General features: G+C 68.9%; 22 protein-coding genes. 12 read left to right on the forward strand and 10 right to left on the reverse strand.

Translation table 11 applies throughout. From position 1 onward, the window contains the following. The first annotated feature begins 5 nt into the window (after window positions 1-5). The 3 genes from OG735_RS32810 to OG735_RS32820 are packed head-to-tail and all read left to right on the forward strand — an operon-like array spanning window position 6 to window position 3430. On the forward strand, window positions 6-1961 hold the full coding sequence (locus tag OG735_RS32810) for a dynamin family protein (protein WP_327326758.1): 1956 nt from the start codon (window positions 6-8) through the stop codon (window positions 1959-1961). Then, the gene (locus OG735_RS32815) at window positions 1961-2935 is read left to right on the forward strand and encodes a hypothetical protein (protein ID WP_327326759.1); all 975 of its coding nucleotides are present in this window, start codon (window positions 1961-1963) and stop codon (window positions 2933-2935) included. Before OG735_RS32810 ends, OG735_RS32815 begins: the two co-directional genes overlap by 1 nt. Before the next feature lie 3 nt (window positions 2936-2938). Further along, entirely contained in the window at window positions 2939-3430 is a 492-nt protein-coding gene (locus OG735_RS32820) for a hypothetical protein (RefSeq protein WP_327326760.1), read from the forward strand. Here OG735_RS32820 and OG735_RS42090 read toward each other — a convergent pair. Continuing rightward, on the reverse strand, window positions 3363-3755 hold the full coding sequence (locus tag OG735_RS42090; protein ID WP_442812634.1) for a Crp/Fnr family transcriptional regulator: 393 nt from the start codon (window positions 3753-3755) through the stop codon (window positions 3363-3365). The two genes, OG735_RS32820 and OG735_RS42090, sit on opposite strands and share 68 nt — an antisense overlap. Window positions 3756-3853: 98 nt before the next feature. Beyond that, entirely contained in the window at window positions 3854-4042 is a 189-nt protein-coding gene (locus OG735_RS32825; protein WP_327326761.1) for a cyclic nucleotide-binding domain-containing protein, read from the reverse strand. A gap of 270 nt (window positions 4043-4312) precedes the next feature. Here OG735_RS32825 and OG735_RS32830 point away from each other — a divergent pair, with 270 nt between their 5' ends. Beyond that, window positions 4313-4600, forward strand: coding sequence for a hypothetical protein (locus OG735_RS32830; protein WP_327326762.1), 288 nt, complete (start codon window positions 4313-4315; stop codon window positions 4598-4600). Here the strand turns inward: OG735_RS32830 and OG735_RS32835 are convergent. Beyond that, window positions 4597-5007, reverse strand: coding sequence for a Fur family transcriptional regulator (locus OG735_RS32835; RefSeq protein ID WP_327326764.1), 411 nt, complete (start codon window positions 5005-5007; stop codon window positions 4597-4599). The two genes, OG735_RS32830 and OG735_RS32835, sit on opposite strands and share 4 nt — an antisense overlap. Window positions 5008-5134: 127 nt before the next feature. Here OG735_RS32835 and OG735_RS32840 point away from each other — a divergent pair, with 127 nt between their 5' ends. Both OG735_RS32840 and katG read left to right on the forward strand, forming a co-directional pair. After that, on the forward strand, window positions 5135-5569 hold the full coding sequence (locus OG735_RS32840; protein WP_327328532.1) for a Fur family transcriptional regulator: 435 nt from the start codon (window positions 5135-5137) through the stop codon (window positions 5567-5569). A 33-nt stretch (window positions 5570-5602) separates the two neighbouring features. Beyond that, on the forward strand, window positions 5603-7834 hold the full coding sequence (katG, locus tag OG735_RS32845) for a catalase/peroxidase HPI (RefSeq protein ID WP_327326765.1): 2232 nt from the start codon (window positions 5603-5605) through the stop codon (window positions 7832-7834). Between the two features lie 273 nt (window positions 7835-8107). On the opposite strand, the gene OG735_RS32850 is transcribed toward katG, so the two are convergent. The 7 genes from OG735_RS32850 to OG735_RS32885 form a co-directional block, all read right to left on the reverse strand. Continuing rightward, complete coding sequence (locus tag OG735_RS32850) at window positions 8108-10924, reverse strand: hypothetical protein (RefSeq protein WP_327326766.1); 2817 nt, start codon at window positions 10922-10924, stop codon at window positions 8108-8110. After that, a complete protein-coding gene (locus OG735_RS32855; RefSeq protein WP_327326767.1) occupies window positions 10921-12033 on the reverse strand; it encodes an ATP-binding protein in 1113 nt (370 codons plus the stop codon). The genes OG735_RS32850 and OG735_RS32855 overlap by 4 nt, the downstream gene beginning before the upstream one ends. Window positions 12034-12045: 12 nt before the next feature. After that, window positions 12046-13527, reverse strand: a complete 1482-nt coding sequence (locus OG735_RS32860; protein WP_327326768.1) for a VWA domain-containing protein — start codon at window positions 13525-13527, stop codon at window positions 12046-12048. After that, window positions 13524-14942, reverse strand: a complete 1419-nt coding sequence (locus tag OG735_RS32865) for a hypothetical protein (RefSeq protein ID WP_327326769.1) — start codon at window positions 14940-14942, stop codon at window positions 13524-13526. Before OG735_RS32865 ends, OG735_RS32860 begins: the two co-directional genes overlap by 4 nt. Then, window positions 14912-15382, reverse strand: coding sequence for a hypothetical protein (locus OG735_RS32870; RefSeq protein WP_327326770.1), 471 nt, complete (start codon window positions 15380-15382; stop codon window positions 14912-14914). Before OG735_RS32870 ends, OG735_RS32865 begins: the two co-directional genes overlap by 31 nt. 1026 nt (window positions 15383-16408) lie before the next feature. Next, window positions 16409-16831: a hypothetical protein gene (locus tag OG735_RS32880; RefSeq protein WP_327328533.1), complete on the reverse strand. Its 423-nt coding sequence runs from the start codon at window positions 16829-16831 to the stop codon at window positions 16409-16411. A gap of 240 nt (window positions 16832-17071) precedes the next feature. Further along, entirely contained in the window at window positions 17072-18235 is a 1164-nt protein-coding gene (locus OG735_RS32885; RefSeq protein ID WP_327326771.1) for an NAD-dependent formate dehydrogenase, read from the reverse strand. Window positions 18236-18406: 171 nt separating this feature from the next. Between OG735_RS32885 and OG735_RS32890 the strand changes: the two genes are divergently transcribed. The 6 genes from OG735_RS32890 to rsgA all read left to right on the forward strand — a co-directional run bounded on the left by OG735_RS32890 (window position 18407) and on the right by rsgA (window position 23251). Further along, the gene (locus tag OG735_RS32890) at window positions 18407-18883 is read left to right on the forward strand and encodes a fluoride efflux transporter FluC (RefSeq protein ID WP_327326772.1); all 477 of its coding nucleotides are present in this window, start codon (window positions 18407-18409) and stop codon (window positions 18881-18883) included. Continuing rightward, on the forward strand, window positions 18880-19248 hold the full coding sequence (crcB, locus tag OG735_RS32895; RefSeq protein WP_327326773.1) for a fluoride efflux transporter CrcB: 369 nt from the start codon (window positions 18880-18882) through the stop codon (window positions 19246-19248). Before OG735_RS32890 ends, crcB begins: the two co-directional genes overlap by 4 nt. Before the next feature lie 147 nt (window positions 19249-19395). Beyond that, window positions 19396-19674, forward strand: a complete 279-nt coding sequence (locus OG735_RS42095) for an FmdB family zinc ribbon protein (protein WP_442812529.1) — start codon at window positions 19396-19398, stop codon at window positions 19672-19674. 33 nt (window positions 19675-19707) lie between these two features. Next, window positions 19708-20346, forward strand: a complete 639-nt coding sequence (locus OG735_RS32900) for an AmiS/UreI family transporter (protein ID WP_327326774.1) — start codon at window positions 19708-19710, stop codon at window positions 20344-20346. 24 nt (window positions 20347-20370) lie between these two features. Next, complete coding sequence (gene fmdA, locus OG735_RS32905; protein ID WP_327326775.1) at window positions 20371-21621, forward strand: formamidase; 1251 nt, start codon at window positions 20371-20373, stop codon at window positions 21619-21621. 463 nt (window positions 21622-22084) lie between these two features. Continuing rightward, on the forward strand, window positions 22085-23251 hold the full coding sequence (gene rsgA / locus OG735_RS32910; protein ID WP_327326776.1) for a ribosome small subunit-dependent GTPase A: 1167 nt from the start codon (window positions 22085-22087) through the stop codon (window positions 23249-23251). Window positions 23252-23319: the final 68 nt, after the last annotated feature.

Raw genomic sequence — 23319 nt, forward strand, 5'->3', positions numbered from 1 at the left:
CGACTATGACGACCACGGAAGCGGTAGGTTACGGCGCCGCGGACGCCCAGCGCCTGCGGCTGATGGAGATCTGCCGCCAACTCGGTAAGATCGCCGGGCAGATCGGCAACAGCGGGGCGGAAAGCGTCGTGACCGCGCTGCTCGAACGGATGGACAGCGACGCCTTCCACGTGATGGTGGTGGGTGACTTCAACCGCGGTAAGTCCACCTTCGTCAACGCCCTCCTGGGTGCCCAGGTACTACCGGTCAAGGCGACGCCCGCCACCGCCGTCATCACCGAGGTCAAGTTCGGCGAACCCCCGGCCGCCCGATTGCGGCGGGAGGACACCGCGGTACCCGAGACCGTCCAGCCCGAGGAACTCACCACCCTCATCACCGTCAACAGCATGGAACGCGACCAGCCCAATCCCTTCGTCAAGGCAGAAGTCATCTGGCCGCTGGAACTGTGCCGCCACAACGTCGTACTGATCGACTCACCCGGCCTCAACGAGCATGCCAACCGCGACGAGATCACCCTCGCCCACCTGCGCAAGGCGGACGCGGTGATCTTCCTCCAGCACGCGATCGCCCCCATGAGCATCAGCGAGTCGCAGTTCCTCACGTCCTACCTGGACGCCCACGACCCCTTCTTCGTCTTCACCTACTTCGACGCCATCGAGGACACCGAACGGGACGACGTCGTCGCCGGGGCACGGCAGCGCATCCTCGGCCTGCGCGGCGAGGACCGGGACGACAACCGCTTCTACTTCGTCGATGCCAAGACCGCGCTGCGCGCCCGGGTCGCCGACGACGCCACCGGCTACGAGGACTCCGGCGTCGCCGAACTGGAACAGGCCCTGGAGCGCTACCTGGTGACCGACCGCCACAAGGTCAAGCTTCTCGCTCCGGCCCGTGCCCTGCGCGGCCTCGCCCGCGAGCTCGACCGTAATATTCCCCACGAACTCGCCCTGCTCGAAACGCAGACCGCAGAACTGGAACGACGCTGGGAAGCCGCCCAGCAGCCGCTTCACGATCTGGAGGTACAGGCCCGGCAGATCTCGCTGGACATCCGCAACCAGACCAGGATGCTCCAGGACAGGGTGGAAAGCCTGCTCGGCGGCTACCTCGCGTCGGTGGCGGACGAGGCTCCGGCGATCGCGGCGGAGGTCCCCCTGACGACCAAGATCGGCATCAACCCCCTGAAGGTCCCCGAGCGTGCCCAACAGGTCACCCAGGAGATCGCCGCCGGCACCGCGAGGGCCATCGAGGAGAAGGTGGCCGACTGGGTGACCGGTTCGCTGGAGCCGGTGATCCGCCAGGACCTGGAGAAGCTCGCCGAGCGGATGAACGCCCAGCTGGATTCCTTCGAGGCGCGTCTGGACGAGCTGCGGATCAGCCTCACGGGGGTACGCGACGCAGGGCGTGCCGGGGAACGCCAGGAGGAACAGGCGCTCACTCGGTTCCTGTCGGGGGCGGCCGGATTCGTTCTCGGAGGAGTGGCGGGCGGCATGGTCGGCGCCCGCTTCGGGGCGAAGGAGGCGCTGCGTACCTTGCCGATCACTCTGGCGATCGCCATGGCGTGGATGTTCACCCCGTTCGGGGTCCCGACCCTGATCGGCGCCATGGTCGTCCACGGACTCATCAAGAGCAGGGAGGCCGGCAGTCGGCTGGAGAACAAGATGCGGGAGGCGGTCGGCCGCGAGATGGCCACCCAGATCAGGTTGGCCGCGCCCAAACAGGCCCGTGAGGCGGCCCAGGCGTTCGCCACTACGACCATGGAACCGATCGCCCTTGACGTGACCGGCGGGCTCTCCTCCCGGACCAGGGAACTGACCCGGAGCGTGGAGTCGGCCCAGGAGGCCCGCCAGCAGGGCGAGTCGGTGGTCGAGGAGCGCCGCGCCGAGCTCAAGCAGCTGGACGCGCTGCTCCGTCGGGCCGGCGACGGCCTCGGCGACCTCGTCGACGAACTGGCGTTGCTCTGATGGCCCGCTACCGAAAGCGCCTGTGCATGGCCGTGGACCTGCGCCAGTACAGCCGTCACACCTACACCGAGCAGGCCGACGCACAGGCCCGGCTCCGCCTCGTCGTCGAGCATGCATTGCGCCGCGCCCGGGTCCTGCGGGTCCGTACGCAGCAGCAACTGCAGGGTGATGGGCGGCTGGTGGTCTTCCCGGCCCGTACCGACACCGTGCGGGCGGTCCCTGAGCTGATCCTCGGACTGCGGGACGGCCTGTACGAGGCGAACCGGGCGCCCGGTGCCTTCGGCCGGATCAGGATGCGGGCCGCGCTCGGACAGGGGTCCGTCTCCCGGGGCGACAGCGGCTACCTGGGCGACTGCGTGGTGCTGGTCAGCCGCCTTGTGGACTCCGACGGGCTGCGGGACGCACTGGAACGCAACGAGAACAGCGACCTGGCCCTCGCCGTACCGAACGACATGTACCAGGACGTGCTCCTGCAGCAGGCGCACGGGCTACCGGCCTCGGACTTCCGGCATATCGATGTGGTCACCGAGAAGAAGGAGTTCGCCGCCGACGCGTGGTTGCACGTGCCGAGGTCGGCACCCGCCAGGGATCCGAGCCCGGAACCGGTGATCTGGGGGCACTCCCCGGGGCGCACGGCCATGCGGGAGTTCGTCGTACCGGCGCTGGCCGCCGCGCACCTCGCAGCCACGGTGGTCTCGCACAGCCAGACGCTGCGGGAGTGGGCGCTCCCGGATTCCGGTACGGATACGGGTTGCGGGGACGGGGACTTCGACGGCCCGGACCAGGCGGCTTCGTACGACGCCCACCACGCGGATCCACATCAGGAGGACTCGTACCACCCGGACCCGTACCACCCGGACCCGCACCATCCGGATCCCCATCACCCCGACCCCCAGCAGGATCATCATCATCCGGATCCGCATCACCACGATTCCGGCCACCACGTCCATCACTTCCACCACGGCGGGCACTGAGCAATGGCCGAGCACGCCCCGGCAGCACAGGAGTTGGCAGCTGCGGTCGCCGCCATGGTCTCGTTCCAGCAGGTCACCCAACAGGCCGACGCCAAGGCCGGAACGATGGTCACCGTGCACGTCGGCCTCGCGGCCGTCGTCGCCACGAAGGTCGGTCAGATCGGCGCCCCGGCGCCGACCGAGCCGCTGGCCGTACTCTTCTGGCTCGCCACTTTCGCGTACGTGCTCAGCTTCACCGTATCGGGATACCTGCTCGTCCAGGTGATCCGCCCGCGTACCGGGCGGCACTCGGCACCGAACCGGTTCTCACTGGACATCGCCGACCACTCCGGCGCGGTCGGCGAGCAGTTGGCTGCCCAGGCATGGGCGACGGCGGACGCCATCGCCCGGATCGCCGCACTCAAGAACGGCTATACGGCCCGCGCCGTCAGCTGGGTCGCCGCCATGGTCGTGGCGGCGGCGGTATGGCTGGTGCTGGCCGGGGCGACGCGCTGAGCGGCGGAGCGCCCCAGTCCGTACCGGCGATCCGGCTGAGTTCGGGGACGTCCCGCACCAGGATCCGCCTGTACCCGGTCTCTATGACCCGATGCTCGCGGAGCGACCGTAACACCCTGTGTACGCTCGGCTCGGAGGCCCCGACCAGCGCCGCCAGCTCCGGTTGGGTGAGGGACACCCCGATCGAGATCCCGACCTCGCAGGGCCGGCCGTACACCCGGGTCAGTTCCCCCAGCACCCGGGCCACCCGGGTCCCCACCGCGCAACTCCCGAACTCCTGTCGCCGACGTGTCGCCCAGCGCAGCTTCGCCGCCACGGCGCGCATCACTGCCTGAGCGGCGTCGTCGTACAGCGCAAGGGACGCGAGAAAGTCCTGGCGGCTTATCAGCTTTGCCGTGCCCGCCCCGGCGGCCACGACTGTGGCTACGCGCGGCTGCGCGTCAAAACAGGCCAGCTCACCTCTCGGTCGTCCTCCGTGGTGGCCAGCACCTTGAACCAGCCGCTCAGCAGCAGGAAGACGTGCGAGCCGTACTCACCCTCGCGCAGCAGCCGTTCACCCCCGTCGAAGCGCATCGGTCGCCCGAGCCGGATCATGTGGTCACGCGTCTCCACCGAGAGTCCACCCAGAAGGCTGGTTGCCGGCCAGCGAGCTTCCCCCGGCCGCGGAGCGGGCCCTTTGCGAGCAGCGGTTGACGTCATGGACAGGCCCTTCGAATCGCTGTTCGTTTTCGGCCAAGATGCCGCCTGTTGCACATTATGTGCGTGCCCGTTGGGCCCCGCTCAGAGGTTGGGTGTTTTGGTGTGACTTTTCGGTCGGGGTCGTCCGCCACACACATGACGTGATAGAGGGCGTCGGGTTCCGTTGTCGCCTCTCGTTGAGGGGTGGCTGCGCGGCGTTCCGGATCTGCCGGCCGTCAGGCGCCACAACGGGGTGGGAGACCCCAGCCTGCCGCGCAGCGGATCGCCGGGCGGGAGGGCGCCGCCCGCATCGGCCGGCCGAAGGTCGATCTCGTCCTGGACGAGGCGGAGCGGGCCCGGTTGACCCGGTGGGCGAGGCGGGCGAAGGCAGCGCAGTTCCTGGCGCTGCGCGCGAAGATCGTGCTGCGCTGTGCGGAGGGTGGGACGAACAGACGGGCCGCGACCGACCTCGACAGGGCAAGCATTGCCTAGGCGCAGGAGGGGCACAGCCCGCGGTAGGTGACCTCGACCTCGGACACTGTGAAGCCGAACCGTTCCTCCGCAGGGAGGTCGGTCAGTGGATTGCCGGTCGGGTGGACATCGCGGACGGTGCCGCAGTTGGAGCACACCAGGTGCTGGTGCGGGTGGTGTGCGTTGGGGTCGTAACGCTTGGCGCGGCCGTCGGTGGAGACCTCTATGACCTCACCGAGGGAGACCAACTCGCCCAGGGCGTTGTAGACGGTCGCCCGGGAGATCTCGGGCAGCCGCTGTACCGCGCGGGCGTGCACCTCGTCGGCCGTGAGATGCACGTGGTCGCCGTCGAGGACCTCCGCAACGACACGCCGCTGGGAGGTCATCCGCCAGCCACGCCCTCGCAGTCGCTCCAGCAGGTCACTCATATCGGTTCACCTATTCAGGTTCGGTGGGATACCCGAAGTTTACTGGTGGACATCCGGGTTCCGATTGGATAGGGGTTTGGCGCACTTCTTGACTTGGACTCTGTCCATTGTAGGATCGGTTCCGGTGATAGCCAAGGGGCAGGAAGACTCCAGTACAGACAGGAGACAGAGACGTGACGGGACCACCGCCGCGGAGCTGCACGGTGCCGGCCTGCGGGTGACGGCCGCCCGCGTCGCGCTGCTCGAGACCGTCCGGGACGGTGACCGCCTCGGTGTCGAGGCGATTGCCTCCGGGGTGCGCGATCGCGTGGGCCATATCTCCCTTCAAGTCGTGTGTGAGGCCCTCCACGCGCTCACCGTGGCGGGACTCGTACGCCGCATCGATCCGGCCGGCAGCCCGGCCCGGTTCGAGGGACGCCTCGTGTCGTCGCTGACGTCGACTGCGCGGTCGGGGGGGGGCACCTGTCTGACCGCGTTCGACGACCACGGCTTCTCGATCGACGAGGCCGAGGTCATCTACTGGGGCCTGTGCCCCGACTGTTCCACCGCCCGCAGTTTCTGAGCACCATGATCCGCCCAGTTCGGAAGGATTCCCATGTCTGAGAACCATGAAGCGATCGTCACAGACGCGAAGACGGAGGGCGGAGGTGGCTGCCCGGTCGCGCACGGGCGCGCCCCGCACCCGACTCAGGGCGGCGGAAACCGCCAGTGGTGGCCGGAGCGGCTCAACCTGAAGATCCTTGCCAAGAACCCCGCCGTGGCCAACCCCCTCGGCGAGGAGTTCGACTACGCCGAGGCGTTCAAGACCCTCGACCTCCCGGCCGTGAAGCAGGACATCGCGGAGGTACTGACGACCTCGCAGGACTGGTGGCCCGCCGACTTCGGCCACTACGGCCCGTTCATGATCCGGATGGCGTGGCACAGCGCGGGTACCTACCGGATCAGCGACGGCCGCGGCGGCGGCGGGGCCGGCCAGCAGCGCTTCGCCCCCCTCAACAGCTGGCCCGACAACGGGAACCTCGACAAGGCCCGCCGCCTGCTGTGGCCGGTCAAGAAGAAGTACGGCCAGAGCCTCTCGTGGGCCGACCTCATGATCCTCGCCGGCAATGTCGCCCTGGAGTCGATGGGCTTCGAGACCTTCGGCTTCGGCGGCGGTCGTGCGGACGTGTGGGAGCCCGACGAGGACGTCTACTGGGGTCCCGAGACCACCTGGCTCGACGACGAGCGCTACACCGGCGACCGGGAGCTGGAGAACCCCCTCGGCGCGGTCCAGATGGGCCTCATCTACGTCAACCCGGAGGGCCCGAACGGCAACCCGGACCCGCTCGCCGCGGCCCGCGACATCCGTGAGACGTTCCGCAGGATGGCGATGAACGACGAGGAGACGGTCGCCCTGATCGCGGGCGGTCACACCTTCGGCAAGACCCACGGCGCGGGCCCGGCGGAGAGCGTCGGCCCCGACCCCGAGGCCGCCCCGCTCGAGGAGCAGGGCCTCGGCTGGAGGAACTCGTTCGGCACCGGCAAGGGTGGCGACGCGATCACCAGCGGACTTGAGGGTATCTGGACGAACACCCCGATCACATGGGACAACAGCTTCTTCGAGATCCTGTTCGGCAACGAGTGGGAGCTGTACAAGAGCCCCGCCGGCGCGCATCAGTGGAGGCCGCAGGACGGCGCCGGTGCGGGCACCGTGCCCGACGCCCACGAACCGTCGCAGAGCCACGCCCCGACGATGCTGACGACCGACCTCTCGCTCCGGTTCGACCCGGCCTACGAGCAGATCTCGCGGCGCTTCCTGGAGAACCCCGCCGAGTTCGCGGACGCCTTCGCCCGCGCGTGGTACAAGCTGACCCACCGCGACATGGGCCCGATCGTGCGCTACCTCGGCCCTGAGGTCCCTGCCGAGACACTGCTGTGGCAGGACCCCCTCCCCGCGGTGACGCACGAGCTCATCGACGCCGAGGACATCGCCTCCCTCAAGGGCCAGATCCTCGCCTCGGGCCTGTCGGTGTCCCAGCTCGTGTCCTCCGCGTGGGCGTCGGCCTCGTCCTTCCGCGGCAGCGACAAGCGCGGCGGCGCCAACGGTGCGCGCATCCGCCTCCAGCCGCAGAGCGGGTGGGAGGTCAACGACCCCGACCAGCTGGCGACGGTGCTGCGCACTCTGGGTGGGATCCAGGAGGCCTTCAACGCCGCCCGGACCGGCGGCAAGCAGATCTCGCTCGCCGACCTGATCGTGCTCGCCGGTGGTGCCGCCGTCGAGCAGGCTGCCAAGGACGCCGGCTTCGATGTCGAGGTCCCCTTCACGCCGGGCCGCGTGGACGCGTCGCAGGAGCAGACCGACGTGGAGTCGTTCGCCGCGCTCGAGCCGACCGCCGACGGGTTCCGCAACTACCTCGGGAAGGGCAACCGGCTGCCCGCCGAGTACCTGCTGACCGACCGGGCGAACCTCCTGACCCTGAGCGCCCCCGAGATGACGGCCCTCGTCGGTGGCCTCCGCGTCCTGGGCGCGAACTACCAGCAGTCGTCGCTCGGCGCCTTCACCGCGACCCCCGGGTCTCTGACCAACGACTTCTTCGTCAACCTGCTCGACCTGGGCACGACGTGGAAGGCGACGTCCGAGGACGCGAACACGTTCGAGGGTCGCGACGCCGCCACCGGCGAGATCAAGTGGACCGGCAGCCGCGCCGACCTCGTCTTCGGGTCGAACTCCGAGCTGCGCGCGCTCGCGGAGGTCTACGCGAGCGATGACGCGAAGGAGAAGTTCGTGAACGACTTCGTCGCGGCGTGGGACAAGGTGATGAACCTCGACCGGTTCGACCTCGTCTGATCGTGACGTCCAGGTCGGCCCCCGCCGGCCGACCTGGACGTCCTTGACCGCTCCGCAGCTCCGGCACACCAGGTGATGATCGGGCAGGCCCGCAGCCCGGGCCCTGGCCGGCCGGCCGGGAGGACGTGAACGGCGGCCGTGGCCCGGCAGCCGACCTTGGATTCGCGCGGCTGCGGCGGGCCCTGGGCCCGCTTGCCGGGCCGCGTCGGCGGCGCCCGCAGCTCGGGTCGCCGCCGGCGGCGAATCCGCCGCGTGGGTTTAACCCCGCCGAAGTCAGGTGCCGGCCAGCAGAACCTCCAGCGCCATCGCCGTGTCCGGATGGCGGCCTACCAGCGCCGCGCCCTGCGGGCCGGCATCCGCCGTCTCCCACGTCCCGTCGCAGCCCAGCAGTCTCGCCACCGCGTCGCACGTCGCGGGGTGGGCAGCGAGCAGCGTGCCACCTCGGCTGCCGTCCGTGCGCCCAGCCGGATACACGGCTTCCGGCTGCGTCCGCCACGGCGGCGTCCACTCGTCCAGCACTGCTAGCCGACCGGGGAAGATCCGTCCGGCCTCACGGATGAGCAGCGGCGCCAGCTCGGTGCCACCCGATCGCAGGGTGGTGATCAGGGTCGGCAGCCACGGCAGGAGCACCGGGTCCGGCAGCCGTCCGAACGCGTTCGACACCGCTTCCACGACGAAGTCGGTGAGGCCTGGGACGGGCTCCAAGGCGTGTACGAAGCCGCTGAGGTAGCGCGGATAGGCGGGCACCACCAAGGGGTTGCCCAGCAGTTCGTCACACCTCGCCCGAAGGTCCGCGCGGGAGAGGTGCCCGAGCTGCGTCTGGGCCGCCCACAGCAGCGCCGTCTTCGACTGGTCCTGTGGATGCGACTGGGCGACCGCCAGCTCCAGTTGGGTCCGGTCGCAGCCCAACGACAGCGCCAGGCTCTCCATGCTGAACAAGAAGCCCAGCATCGCCGCCACTTGGCGGACGGTGGCGTCGTCGTCGGTGAACGCCGTCGGCAGCAGGGTGCAGTAGTGCGCGTATCCGGTCTTGACGAAGGACTCGATCCACGGCGGCAGTACCGGCTCGCTGGTGCGGTAGTACGCCAGCAGCCGCCGCACCCGGCGCAGGACCTCCGGTGCGCCGTCGACGCTGCGTTCGGCCGACAGCACTTCCAGGGCGCGTGTGCCCAGCTCGTCGGCGAGCCGGCGGCTGCGCAGGTACAGCGTCGCGTCCTCGACGGCTTCCAGGACGGTTGCCGCGGTGGCCTGCGGGCCGTACGCCGTGCGGCGCAGGCGCTGTTCCAGGACCTGCTCGATGCTGACGCCCTCGTAGCCGAGCTCGATGAGCGCCCGCTGGTGGGTGCCCAGCGCAAGGTCCCACGACTCCTGGATGGGGCGCTCGCCGAGCCTCCGCTCGCCCATGATGGGCCGCGCGGCGCCCTGCGGCATCAGGTAGCGCAGCATCCACAGCACGTCGGAGCACTGCCCCAGTTCCGGCCGGGAGGCGATGTCCAGCAACGCCCGTTGCACACCGCGCTGCTGGAGTTTGAGGTTCAGCGGCGCGAGCCGGTCGTGCACGTCGCGGGCCAGGGGTGGCAGCGCCTCGTAGCCGACTTGGCCTGTCCTGTCGCCGCCCATCATGATCTCCACGAGGCGGCGCACGTCGCGCCGGCCGGGCACGGTGTCCTTCTCGATACAGGTGACGGCCGCGTCCTGGAAGTCGTACGGTGTCGGCTTGGCCCGGTCACGCATGCCGGCCAGCAGGATCGACGTCTCGAACACCGCGATGGCGTCGGCGGTGGAGGCGAGGTAGCCGTTGCGGCGCGCGGCGCGCACGATCTCCACCGACCAGCCGAGCAGTTCGGTCTCGTCCAGCCGGTCCAGGACGGGCGGTTGCTGCAGGAAGCCGGTCAGCTTGTCGGAGGGCGGGACCGCCGGTACGGGAGCCACCGCGGCCGCGGTCTTCTTGGCCTTCGATTTCTTCGCGCCCGCCTGTCCCGCCAGGCGGTACGGCTCCACGCGCGTGCGCCTGACGTTCTTCGCCCAGACCGTCGCGGCGATCGACACCGAGCCGGCGGCCAGGCCGAACTGCGCCTCGATCGCCGTGTGGCTGGACGGAATCAGGCCGTGCTGCCACTTGGTGGCACTGCGCGGGCTGATCTCGAAGGTGTCGGTGCCACGGACGCCGAACTCCGCGACACGGCTGGCCGCGTGGAAGGCGCCGCAGATGTAGAGGCAGTCCGCGGGATCGGTGCCGGTCGCGGCCAGGTGCTGGCGCATCCTGGTCCACATGTAGCGCTCGCGGTCCTCGTCCACGTCCACTCGATGGGGGTCGCCGGGTGCGAGGCGCCGGAAGAGGCTGCCGATCAGGAGCATGACCTGCCGGTAGGTGTCGTGGTCGCTGTCGCCGAGCGGCAGTTCGACGTACTGGTGCCACCACTCCGACCAGTGCCGCACCCTGCCGTGACGCAGCAGGTGTTCCTCCAGTTCGGCGAAGCGCGGCCGCAGGTCGCCGATCCCCACGCCGACCGCGTCGCCGTGCAGCGCGGCCTCCTCCTCGGCGGGCGGTGCGTCCGACACCCCTGGATCAGCGCCGAGCTCGGCCGGGTCGTCGGGGTGTCTCCCGCGCGCGTCCCACTGGTAGACGTGGTCCGAGGAACGGTCGACGAGGACCAGTTCGACGCCCGGGGTGTCCAGCGCGTAGGCGATCGCCTGGTACTCGGCCGAGGCCTCGGTGATCGGCGCGACCACCGACAGCGGAGACCACTCGGCCGGGAAGCCGTCGACCTCGGTCGCGAACGCCTGAACCGCCACCGGGAGCCTGCAGTTGCGCAGTTCGGTCAGCAGCGGCGCCATGTCCTCGCACAGCTCGAGGTACACGACCTTCGGCTGCTTCTCCCGCAAGCGGCGTGCCATCGCGAGCGCCGAGGCGGGCGAGTGGTGACAGACGGGGAAGATCTCCAGTGGCTCGCCCACCGCGCGGTCGACGTCCTCGACGAGGCCGAGGAGGATGCCCTCCAGTGCGCCGGGCCCGTCGGCGAACGTCGCTGCGGCCTCCTGCAGCTGCGCGCGCAGCGCTTCGAAGGTCCCCTCGTGCGTACCGCTCATGACAGGGTGGCGATCGCGTCGCGGCCGCCCTCCAGGAACTCCGGCCAGGACCCGCCCTCTTCCTTGCTGCGCGGCTCGACCACGCCATGCAGGTACTTGTTGAGGATGGCCAAGTCCTCGGGCTCGCGCCGGGCCAGTGACCCGACGAGCGACGAGGCCAGCGTGTGGGCGGTCAGCGCGCGCTCGCCGAAGAAATTGCCGTGCAGGATCGCGTCCTCGAGCACGCCTATCTGTTCGGCGGTGGACAGCGCCGACTCCAGCTTCTCGTCGTCGCTGCCGGCCGCGGCCGCCGAGGCGCGCAGGTCGGCGAAGCTCTGCAGCAGCACGTCGAGCAGCGTCGGCGGCACGTCCAGCTCGATCTGGTGGCGGCGCAGCAGTTCCTCGGTACGGAAGCGGACGATCTCCGCCTCGCTCTTCTTGTTCGTCACCACCGGGATGCGGACGAAGTTGAAGCGGCGCTTGAGCGCCGAGGACAGGTCGTTGACGCCGCGGTCACGGCTGTTGGCGGTGGCGATGATCGAGAAGCCGGGCTTGGCGAAGACGATGTTCTCGCTGTCCAGTTCGGGAACCGAGATGTACTTCTCCGACAGGATCGAGATCAACGCGTCCTGGACGTCGCTGGTGGAGCGGGTGAGTTCCTCGAAACGGCCGATCGCGCCGCTCTCCATCGCCGTCATGATCGGCGAGGGGATCATCGACTCCCGCGACTGGCCCTTGGCGATGACCATGGACACGTTCCAGGAGTACTTGATGTGGTCCTCGGTGGTGCCGGCCGTGCCCTGCACGACCAGCGTGGAGTTGCGGCAGATCGCGGCGGACAGCAGCTCGGCCAGCCAGCTCTTGCCGGTGCCGGGGTCGCCGATGAGCAGCAGGCCGCGGTCGGAGGCCAGCGTGACGATGGAGCGCTCGACGAAACTGCGGTCTCCGTACCACTTCTGCGAGATCTCCCGGTCCAGACCGTCGGAGCGCTCGGAGCCCAGGACGAACAGCCGGACCATCTTCGGGGACAGTCGCCAGGAGAAGGGCTTGGGGTTGTCGTCGATGGACTCCAGCCAGTCCAGTTCCTCGGCGTACTTGATCTCGGCAGGGGCGCGCAACATGTCGGACATGACAGTGCCTTTCTAAGCGAGGAACGTCTTGAGTTCGTGGACGAGCTTGCGGATGTGGCCGGAGATCACCGGCGTACCGAGGTCCTTGAAGCGCTCCCTGAACCACGGGTTGACACTGCCGCGGCCGGAGCTGGTCACCGAGCCGACCGGGATGAACTTGGCTCCGGAGCGGTGAATGGCGGCCATGCTCTCGAACAGCGGCTCGGTCTGCCATTCGTAGAAGTCGGAGATCCACACCACAACGGTGTTGCGCGGCTCGGCGATCTTCGGCTGGGCCAGTGCCATGGCGACTGTGCCGTCGGTGCCGCCCCCGAGGTTGGTGCGCAGCAGGCTCTCGAAGGGGTCGTGCACCCACGGCGTGAGGTCGAGCGCCTGTGTGTCGTACGCGATCAGGTGGACGTCCACCTTCGGCAGCCCGGCGAAGATCGACGCCAGGATGGTGCAGTTCACCATCGAGTCGACCATCGAGCCCGACTGGTCCACGACGACGATCAGCCGCTGGGGCGTCGTCTTGCGTGCGGTGTGCCGGTAGTAGAGGCGGTCGACGTACAACCGCTCCTCCTCCGGGCTCCAGTTGGTGAGGTTCTTCCAGATCGTGCGGTCGAGGTCGAGGTTGCGGAACACCCGCTTGGGCGGGACGGAGCGGTCCAGGGCGCCTACCGTGGTCTTCTCCACCTGGGTGCGCAGCACTTCGGCGACCTCGTCGACGAAACGGCGGATCAGGGCCTTGGCGTTGGCCAGGGCCACGCCCGAGAGGTTGTTCTTGTCCCGCAGCAGCTGCTCGATCAGCGACATGCTCGGGGTCAGCTGCGAGGCCAGTTTGGGGTCGGCCAGCACCTCGCGCAGGTGCATCCGCTTGACGAGATCGGCCTCGATGGCGCCGAGTTCCGGGCCGATCGCCGGAATCAGCCGACTGAGATCGGGCGTCGTGCCCAGGCCGCCGGTGCCGGTCGGGCTGGCACCCGGTCCCGCGGCGCCCCGCCCGGAACCTCCGCCTGCGCGGCCACCGCGCAGCTCGCCCGGCTTGCAGCCGAGCGCACGCTCCAGCCAGCCCGCGTCGGACTGCCAGCGCGCCAGCTGTCCGGCGGTGACTGTGCCGGAGTCGGTGGCGAAGACGTTGAGCAGCACCTTCGACACCAGCGCCGCGCGCCGTACTTCGGCGGCCCGGTCGCGGGCACCGTCGGCGGCGTCGGGGTCGGGGGCGGGCGCCATCAGACCGTCGAACTCGGCGGCCAGTTCCGGGTGGCGCTGCACGATCGAGTCGACGGAGGCCTGCGGGTCCAGCAGCGCGGACGGCAGACCGATGTCCTCGACGACGGCGAGGCTCGCCGATTCCAGCGTGGCCTGCTCCTCGTGGTCGAAGAGGCGGGCGAGGAGCCGCCAGTACAGGGCCTGACGACGGTTGTCGTGGGGGTCCACCTGGGGGTTCTGCGGGTTCGTATGGTCGGCCGATTGCTCGGTTTCGGTCGTTTGCCCGGTCGTGTGGTCCGTCATTTCCGCAGCAGCCTCCCGGCACGCTCCCGCAGCACAGTCACGGCGTCGGTGGCGGCCTTCTCGGCCTTGACGCCGGCCTTGTCGGTCGTGCCCCCGGCCCATCCCCCTGCGTGGATCGCGACAGCCTTCTTCCGCACGGTCGTCTCGACGGCCAGAGGCTGGACGCGGTACGTCCCGGCGTCCCAGCGGAGCAGCCCGATGCACGCGCCGGACGCCGCAACGGCCTCGGGGGTGAGTGGTCCGGCGGTCGGAATGCGGTCGGTGTCGACAGCGAGACGGTGTCCGGCGACGGTGAACGTCAGTGCGCCGTCGTCCTTCTGGGCGGCGTAGCCCTCCAGGAACACGGGTACGGCGATGCGCGCCGGGTGCCGGTCCAGGGGTGCGGTCGCCGCGTCGGTGGCGGTGGGCAGGGCGACGCGGGCAGTGGCGAAGGCGTCGGCGGGCTCACTCGGGTGTGCGTGCTCGTCGCTCCAGACCAGGTCGCCCTCGGCGGTGACGGGCATACCGGCGAGGTCCATCGAGCGGCCTTCGCTGACGGCCGCCAGGAGCGACATGTGCGGGCGGAGCAGCTGCCAGAGGCCGGCTCCGACAACTGTGTCAGGCTTGGGCACCGACACACCGGCGCGCACCAGGCGGGGCGCGGTGCCGTCGGCGGGCTCGAACACCGCGTGGACTTGGGCCTGTGCGGCGGTCGCGTGTTCCTGCACGTCCACGCCGAGGGGCAGGAGGCGTCCGGTGGCCGTACCGGTCTTGGGTATGTCGGCCGCACCGGGCAGGGTCAGCAGCATCGCGCGCGACCACAGGTCGGCCCAGCGGCGTGCCGGGATGCGTTCCAGGGCCGCGCCCGGGCAGGATGCGGCGAGTTCGGCGGCGAAGCCGTCGAGGAGCGTCGCCAGGCGGCGCAGGGCCGGGTCCGGAAGCATCGCGGAGACGACTTGCGCCGACCCGGAGACCACGTCGTGGTCGATGCCCTGCCACCCGGAGCGCGCCAGATCGGACAGCCAGGAGCGGGCGGCGGCGAGCAGGTTCGCTGCTTGCTGCCCGCCGGGCGCCGGGACGGTCTCCTCGTTGCGGGGCCGACCGGTCGCCTCTTGGGCGCGGGTCATCAGCGCGTCGTGGACGGAGCCGAGCAGTGCGGTGCGGGCTGCGGAGAGGGCGACGAAGTGGTCTTCGCTCGCGGCTCCGGCCGCGGTCTTCTCGGCCGCCTCGGCGACCTTGGCGGCCAGCGGCGTCCCCGTGACGGCGTGGGCGAGCTCTGTCAGACCGACGGCCTGGGCAGGCTGGGGGCGGAGCAGGCCGGCGACGAGAGCCCGGTCGAAGGCGTCGACGGCCGCCAGGGCTTCGTCGAGCCCGGAGATGGTTTCGGCGAGCAGGTCGGCGCGCATCACGCCACCGCCCTGGTCGGCGGGAACCACTGCATCTCCGGCAACGGCGCGGTGGTCGGGGCGAGTTCCAGGTAGGCCAGATGGCGCAGGAACCGGCTGAAGACGGGTGCGGCTGCCTTGGAGTCCCCCTGCGGTGGACGTGTGTTGCTCATGTCGGCGGCGATGGTCAGCGCGCTCGGCTCCCCGTCCACGCTCTCGACCCTCAGGTAACGGACGACGCGCGCGGCGCCGTATTGCAGCACCGCCTCGTTGATCAGGGCCCGGATGTGATTGCAGAACGAGCCCCGCGCGCCGCCGCAGGGCCGGTTGTTGTTGGTGCTGCAAGCGAACGCGTAGGTGCCGGCGGCGACCGACGAGACATAGACCCGCTCGATGTCCGAGCCGCTGGACACCACGCCCTGCAAGCGTCCGTCGGCCAGCTCGACGAACGGGACCTTGGCGAGCTTGCGCGGCCGTGCGGGTGCTACCACCCGTGCCGTGCTCGACCTCTCCCAATCTGAATCTGACAACGCACCATCTCCTATGCATCAAGAGGACTTCCGCACCACAACGGCGGGACACGACTGAACCTACTTGCGACCACTGACAACGCTGATCGCGGACGCACGGCCGCGTCACGCACGGCTCGCGGAGGCGAGGGCCCGCTGAATGGACCGCCCAACTTCCCTCGTGCTGTGTGGTTGGAGCGTGGCCACACTCGGCGCCGGTCGAGGTCGTCCTCCGTGGTGCCAAAGGCTGTGTTGTTCACATGTCGATGATGGGGCGGTCGGCCGGCGAGGAGTCCTTGGCACGGAATCGAATCCGAGGGGACAACGGGGCCGTCGCGGTCTGCCATGTCCGCACGAGCGCCTGGGCCGCGTTGCGATGGCTCGGATCGCCGATGCGGCCGAAGTACGGCCCCCTGCGCCGATTGTGCACGACAAGAGAGGGCTCCGGGGAGCCGAGCACTGATCCGTTCCGGTGTTGAGGCGGGGCGAGCTGGGGAGCGAGCACCAGCCAGGGACTGGTAGTCGCTGCTCAGGGTCGTGAGCCGGAGAACGTCGAACGCGTCGCGGTGGGACGGGAGTCCACCGTGAGTCAGAAACTCTCCGCCCGCCACTCCGGGTCCGAGGCGTATTCGCAGTCCTCTTCGGGGGCTCCGCGCAGAATGTTCTCGCGTCCCACGGGCTGCATGAGTCGGCCCCTCCTGGGAGAGTGCCGCGAATTGCGCAGCGGTGGGGTCGTGGTGAGCTGACTCGAGCTCGTCGTCACGGCCGTGTCGGCCGCACGGCTCGGTACCGGCCGAAGCCGCGCTCGGCGAAGTGTGAGCCGGGCTTGCGGCGTGGCCGTCCCTGCCGACCGTTGTCTACGGCGGGGACGGCATCGACCAGCGGCAGGGGAGTCGGGTGACGTCGTTGCGGTTACAGCCAGTCCGGATCACCGCGAGTGGGGTGCCATGACCGTACGTGATCAGTTGGTGTTTCGATCCGGCTCGGCCACGGGAGCCCCGGGGCTCGTCACAGCTTCCCACCGATTTCACACGCCCGGCACGGGGGGCGGCCACAGGTGCACTGCATGATCGCGGCGAGGACTTCGCGATCGTGGTAGAGGCACTCGTCCTTGCAGGTGTGACGAGGGATGAATCCTGCCGGGATCTCACCGGGCCACGGCTCGTGGCCATCCCGGCAGCGGACAAACCGCTCCGGGTCTGTGGAGTGCAGTTCGTGCATGCTCGACCGCGCTTCGTCCTCCAGCTCCCGCACTCGCTCCACCAGAGCCTTGAGCTCGGCGGCGATGCCGGAGTATCGGTCGGCGCCGGTCCGCACGTGCGCAGCCCGCAGTGCCATCGCTGCGTTGCCCAAAAACCTGCCGGCATCCTGAAGGTCGGTCACGTGATGCATCTGAATGCCGGTCACGCCCCGGACCCACACGGCGTCCATGCTCACTGATCCACCTTCCCTGCATTCGCCTTGGTTTTCTCGCGAGAGATTACGCGCGGCGCGGGTACCTCCGCATAGTGAAAAATCAATCTAATTGCGGACACTAAGGCTCTCGGTCGCACCCGTCCAGCAAATTCTGAGTGAGGCGGCTCACAGCAGGCACGGCGATGCCTGAACGGGGCCATTGCCCACTCACGTGGTGGATCTTCCAGTGATTTCTTATCCGCGGGCTGTTATGCGTTATCCGGCGACGGTGTAGGAGCGCGCTCCCGTCCCGGCCAGCCCACCGCCGTCGACGATCAGGTACTCCGGGCGGATGGGGTGCCCGTCGAGCCAGCACTCCAGGATCTCCCGCGTACCGGCCGCGTAGCGTGCCTGCGCCGAGAGGGTCGACCCGGACACGTGCGGCGTCATCGCCTCGTACGGCATGGTGCGCCAGGGATGGTCGGGCGGTGGCGGCTGCGGGTACCAGACGTCACCGGCGTAACCAGCCAGTTGGCCGCTGTTGAGGGCCCGCACCACGGCGTCCCGGTTGACGATGAGCGCCCGTGCGGTGTTGACGATGTACGAACCGCGCTTCATGGCCCCGATCAGCTCGTCGTCGAAGAGGTTCTTCGTCTGCGGATGCAGCGGAGTGTGGATCGACAGCACATCGACGGAGGAGGCCAGCGAACGGGCGTCGGGATGCCAGGTCAGCTCCAGCTCCTCCTCGACCTCCTTGGACAGCCGGTGCACGTCGCAGTAGTGCAGCGTGACGTCGAACGGCTTGAGGCGGCGCAGTACCGCCTGGCCGATACGGCCGGAGCCGAGGACGCCGACGTCCATGCCTTCGAGGTCGTAGGCGCGCGAGACGCTGTCGGCGATGTTCCATCCCTTCTTGGTGGTCACCCACTCGTGAGCCGGCATGTAGTTGTGCACCAGGGTGAGGATCTGCATCACGGCGTGCTCCGACACACTGATGCTGTTGCTGAAAGTCACCTCGGCCACGGTCATGCCATGGGAGATGGCGCTCGGCAGATCGACGTGGTCCGACCCGATCCCCGCGGTGATCGCGAGTCTGAGCCGGGGAGCCGCGGCGATCCGCTCGGGGGTCAGATAGGCGGGCCAGAATGGCTGCGAGATGACCACGTCGGTGTCGGGAAGCTCGCGATCCAGGGTGGAGTCCGCCCCTTCCTTGTCGCTCGTGACGACGAAGGTGTGACCCCGGTCCTCCAGGAACCGGCGCAGTCCCAGTTCTCCGGAGACGCAGCCGAGGAGGTGCCCCGGGGCGAAATCGATGGCCTGCGGGGTCGGCGCGGTCTGACCGCCCGGATAGCCGGTGATGGTGGGAATCTCGTCGCGGGCGTAGTCGGGAGGATATCCGCCCACGGGATCCGGATAGAGCACCGCAAGGATTTTTGCCATGGCCGTCCTCCATCGGTGGGGCCACTGCTCCGGTGAACGGGTAGGGCACCGGTAAACCGGTCGAACGCCGATGATCTTGAATTTTAGTCGAGTGTGCGTCGGCGCTGCAATCCCCAGGGATAATGGGGAGGTGTTCCGGTGGATAGGGATGCGGCTATTTCGATGAGGCCTTTGACGGGAGTTCGGGAGCCGTTCCGCGCGCATCTGCGCGGGGGCGTCCTGGCGGCGGTCGCGCTCGGCGGCCTGCTGGGCGGGACGGCCCGTTATGCGCTGGGGCTGGCCTTCCCCGCGCCTGGGGCGACGTTCCCGTGGACGACATTCGCCATCAACGTGTCCGGATCGTTCGCGCTGGCGCTGCTGCTCATTCATGTGTTCGAGGCCTGGCCGCCGACCCTGTACGTGCGGCCGTTCGCCGCCGTCGGCTTCCTCGGCGCCTTCACCACCTTCTCGACCTGGATGGTCGACACCGATCGCCTGCTGGGCCACGGCCACTACGCAGCCGCGGCGTTGAACATCGTCGGGAGCCTCTTCGCCGGGGCGGCCGCCACCGTTCTGGGCCTGGCCATCGGCCGGCTGACGTCGGCCCGGCGAATACGGCTCGACGCGCGGCGCGGGCGCGCCCGGCGATACGGCTGGTGGGTGCGGTGATCATCCTGCTCGCCGTCGGTGCGGCGGCCGCGGTCGGGGCAGTGGCGCGTTACGTCCTCGGCCAGTACGTGCAGTACCGGAGCCCGGGCGTGTTCCCACGCGGCACCTGGCTGATCAACGTGAGCGGATCGTTCGTGCTGGGGCTTCTGGTGGGCCTCGGCGCACGGCACGCATTGCCGGAGCAGGTCGTGACCATTGCCGGCGTCGGTTTCTGCGGCGCCTATACGACGTTCTCCACATTCAGTTACGAGTTGGTCCACCTGTGCGAGAAAGGGCAGGTCGGCAAGTCCCTGCTGTACGCCGTTTCGAGTCTCGCGGTGGGTCTTGCGGCAGCCGCGGCGGCGCTCGCGATCGGGTCGTTCTGAGAAGATCCAGGCCCGGCCGTCCGGTACTTGACACCTGGATTTGCGAGACGTCTCCTTGAAGGTAGGAAACGCGCTGCGCCGTGTACTGATCGGGGCGCACCGCACGCACTCGGGTTGGCCAGCGTCACCGGCATCCGGAGGCTGCTGATGGCAACCTATGAATATCTATGCAGCCGATGTGGGCCCTTCGACGTGAAGTTGGCGATCGGGACGGCGCCCAAGGTTTACGGTTGCCCTGTTTGCGCAGGCGCTGCGAGACGTGTGTACTCCTCGCCCGGCTTTGCGTTGACCTCGCACGCGGTCGCCGCCCTTCATGACCAGGAGGAGCAGGCCCGTGAGGCCCCGGCAGTAGTCTCCGAAGTGCCGTCACGCACAAGGGTGCCACGGCACCCGCACCCCGCGCTCTCGCGGTTGCCGCGTCCCTGAGGGCGTCCACGCGGACTTAGGAGGTGCGTCCTCGTGGGAAACGTGGGACTGCTGTTTGTCGGTGCAGTGCTCTTCATCAACGGAATGCTGTTGCTCGGGAAGATCGACGCCAAGGCGGCAGCGGTGTTCAACCTGTTCGTGGGCGCACTGCAGGTGCTGACGCCGACTTATCTCATCTTCGCCGCCGCCGGCGAACCCAGAGGGATCCTGGCGGCATCCGGCATCTATCTGTTCGGCTTCACCTACCTGTATGTAGGTGTGGGCCTCCTCGCCGGTCTCGACAGTACCGGCGTCGGCTACTACTCGCTGTTCGTTGCGGTTGCGGCCCTGGGGTACTCGTTCGTCAATTTCCGGATCTTCAGGGACTACCCGTTCGGGGTCATCTGGCTCTACTGGGCATTCCTGTGGTTCCTGTTCTTCCTGTTGCTCGGTCTCAAGATGGACAGCCTCAGAATCTATACAGGCTGGGTCACGGCGATCCAGGGCTGGGTCACCGGCGCGATTCCCGCGGCGCTGCTGCTCTCCGGTTACTGGGTGAGCCCCACCGAAACCGCCATCGCGCTGGGAGTGTTCGGCGTGGTGGTGTTCGGGGCGCTGTGGCCGCTCACCCGGAATTCGCGGCAACCGGCCCCAGCCGCCCCGGCGGCCGGAAGCGTGGGCGCACAAACGTGACGGAATCAGAAACCAGGAGCTGTCATGCCAGAAATCATCTTCAATGTGGACCACAGTAAGTCGATGCGTGACCAGGACGTTCCCGGACACAACAGGTGGCACCCGGACGTCCCCACCGTCGCCATGGTGAAGCCGGGAGCGGAGTTCCGCATGGAATGCCGCGACTGGACCGACTGCCAGGTCGGCAACAACGACACCGCCAACGACGTACGCGACATCGACCTGACCATCCCTCACATGCTCAGCGGTCCGGTAGGCGTGGAGGGCGCCGAACCCGGCGACCTGCTCGTCGTCGACATACTCGACCTCGGCCCCGTGCCGCAGCAGACCGGGGACGCGGCGGGCCAGGGCTGGGGCTACACCGGTATCTTCGCCAAGGCCAACGGCGGCGGCTTCCTGACCGACTATTTCCCGGACGCCTACAAGGCGATATGGGACTTCCACGGACAGCAGGCGGTCTCCCGGCACCTTCCCGGGATCAGCTTCACCGGGATCACCCACCCCGGGCTGTTCGGAACCGCTCCGTCCACCGAGATGCTCGCCCGCTGGAACACCCGCGAGCAGGCGCTGATCGACACCGACCCGAACCGGGTCCCGCCACTCGCCGTACCGCCGGACAGCACCAACGCACTCGCAGGCACGGCCACCGGAGACCTCGCCACGCGCATCGCCGCGGAAGGCGCACGCACGGTGCCGGCCCGCGAGAACGGAGGCAACCACGACATCAAGAACTTCACGCGCGGTTCGCGGGTCTTCTACCCCGTACACGTCAAGGACGCCAAGCTCTCCGGAGGCGACCTGCACTTCAGCCAGGGCGACGGAGAGATCACCTTCTGCGGCGCCATCGAGATGGGCGGCTTCATCGACTTCCACGTCGACCTGATCAAGGGCGGCATGGAGACGTACGGCATCTCCACCAACCCCGTGTTCATTCCTGGCAACGTCGAGCCGAGGTACACGGAGTTCCTCACCTTCATCGGGATCTCCGTCGACCACGACACGGACACGAACTACTACCTCGACGCGACGCTGGCCTACCGCCGGGCCTGCCTCAACGCCGTCGAGTACTTCAAGAAGTTCGGCTACAGCGGAGAGCAGGCCTACCTGCTGCTCGGCTCCTCCCCCATAGAGGGACGTATCAGCGGCATCGTCGACATCCCCAACGCCTGCTGCTCGTTGTACGTACCCACCGCCATGTTCGACTTCGAGGTCCGTCCCAGCGCCGCCGGACCGATGAAGGCCGACCGAGGCCAGTGCGCGATGGCCACCGCCTGACCGGACCCCAGCTGCGGCCCCGCGGTCCCGAGCAATTCGGCCCTGCACATCATCGCCGTTTGCCAGATCCGAGACGGCGGGCCGCGGCCAGGATCTTGTCTGCGCAGTTGATGCCCGCAGGCCCCAGGACCTCGCGCGGAACGCCGTACGAGTCGCGGCGTGAGGTCGGTCCGCCGGCTGCGGGTGTCGTACGGATGAGCCCCGACAGTTAATCGCTGGCGCCGTGCCCTGGGGTGGGGCTACGGTTTCCTCGTTCCAGGGCCCGGTCGTGTTCCGTTCCCGAGGGAACAGCGTTGGTTCGTTGAGGAAGCAGGAGGTGAGGACATTGATGACTGTCACGGTGACGGGCGCTGCCCGCATTCAGGAGTTCATCATCGTTCCCACCCCTGTGGTCTCCGGCTGACACCCACACATCTTCCGCGCGCCGAGCGCGCCGCCGGGGCCACCCTTCGAAGGGTTCCCCTTGTTCCACGCTTCGCTCAACACCTCTCCCACTTCTGATGCCCAGCACGCCCTCGCCTCCTACGGGTGGGATGAGGGCTGGGAAGCCGAGTTCGCCCCGTACGGGGCGCAGGGTCTCCTGCCCGGCCGTGTCGTTCGCGTCGACCGCGGTCAGTGTGACGTCGTCACCCCAGTTGGCACTGTGCGGGCCGACACCGAGTTCGTCGTGCCCCGTGATCCGATGAAGGTCGTGTGCACGGGGGACTGGGTTGCCGTCGACCCCGAAGGTGGCGACCCGCGGTATGTACGGACGCTGCTGCCGCGCCGTACGGCCTTTGTGCGCTCGACCTCATCGAAGCGTTCCGAGGGTCAGGTACTCGCTACCAACATCGATCACGTCGTCATCTGTGTGTCGCTCGCGGTCGAACTCGACCTCGGGCGGATCGAGCGGTTCCTCGCCCTCGCGATGTCCAGCTCCAGTGGTGATGCGCTGATGCATACATCGGCCCCCTCCTGGGAGAGCGGTGCGCAGCCGCTCGTCGTGCTCACCAAGGCCGACCTCGTTCCCGATGTGACCGGTCTTTCGTACCTCGTCCAGGACGTGGAGACGACCGCGCCCGGAGTGCAGGTGCTGCCTGTCAGTTCGGCGTCGGGTGAGGGCGTCGATGTGCTCACCGCGGTCCTCTCCGGCGGGACGAGTGTGCTGCTCGGCGCGTCCGGCGCGGGTAAGTCGACGCTCGCCAACGCGCTGCTCGGCGAGGACGTGATGGATGTGCAGGCGACCCGCGATGTCGACGGCAAGGGCCGGCACACCACCACCACCCGCAACCTCCTCGCGCTGCCCGGCGGGGGTGTGCTGATCGACACGCCCGGGCTGCGCGGCGTGGGGCTCTGGGACGCGGAGTCCGGCGTGGGTCAGGTCTTCTCGGAGATCGAGGAGCTCGCGGAGGAGTGCCGTTTCCACGACTGCGCGCACGAGTCGGAGCCGGGCTGCGCGGTGCTCGCCGCGATCGAGGACGGTTCGCTGCCGGAGCGGCGGCTGGAGAGCTACCGCAAGCTGCTGCGGGAGAACCAGCGCATCGTCGCGAAGACGGACGCGCGGCTGCGCGCGGAAATCCTGCGCGACTGGAAGCAGAAGGGCGCGGAGGGCCGCGCCGCGATGCAGGCGAAGCGTGGCCGGATGCGCTGAGTGCAGGTGGGACCGGGCTCGGTGACCTCGTGGGTCACCGAGCCCGATGGTCACTGACGTCGCCCGTT

It is taken from the genome of Streptomyces sp. NBC_01210 (assembly GCF_036010325.1).
Lineage (GTDB): Bacteria > Actinomycetota > Actinomycetes > Streptomycetales > Streptomycetaceae > Streptomyces.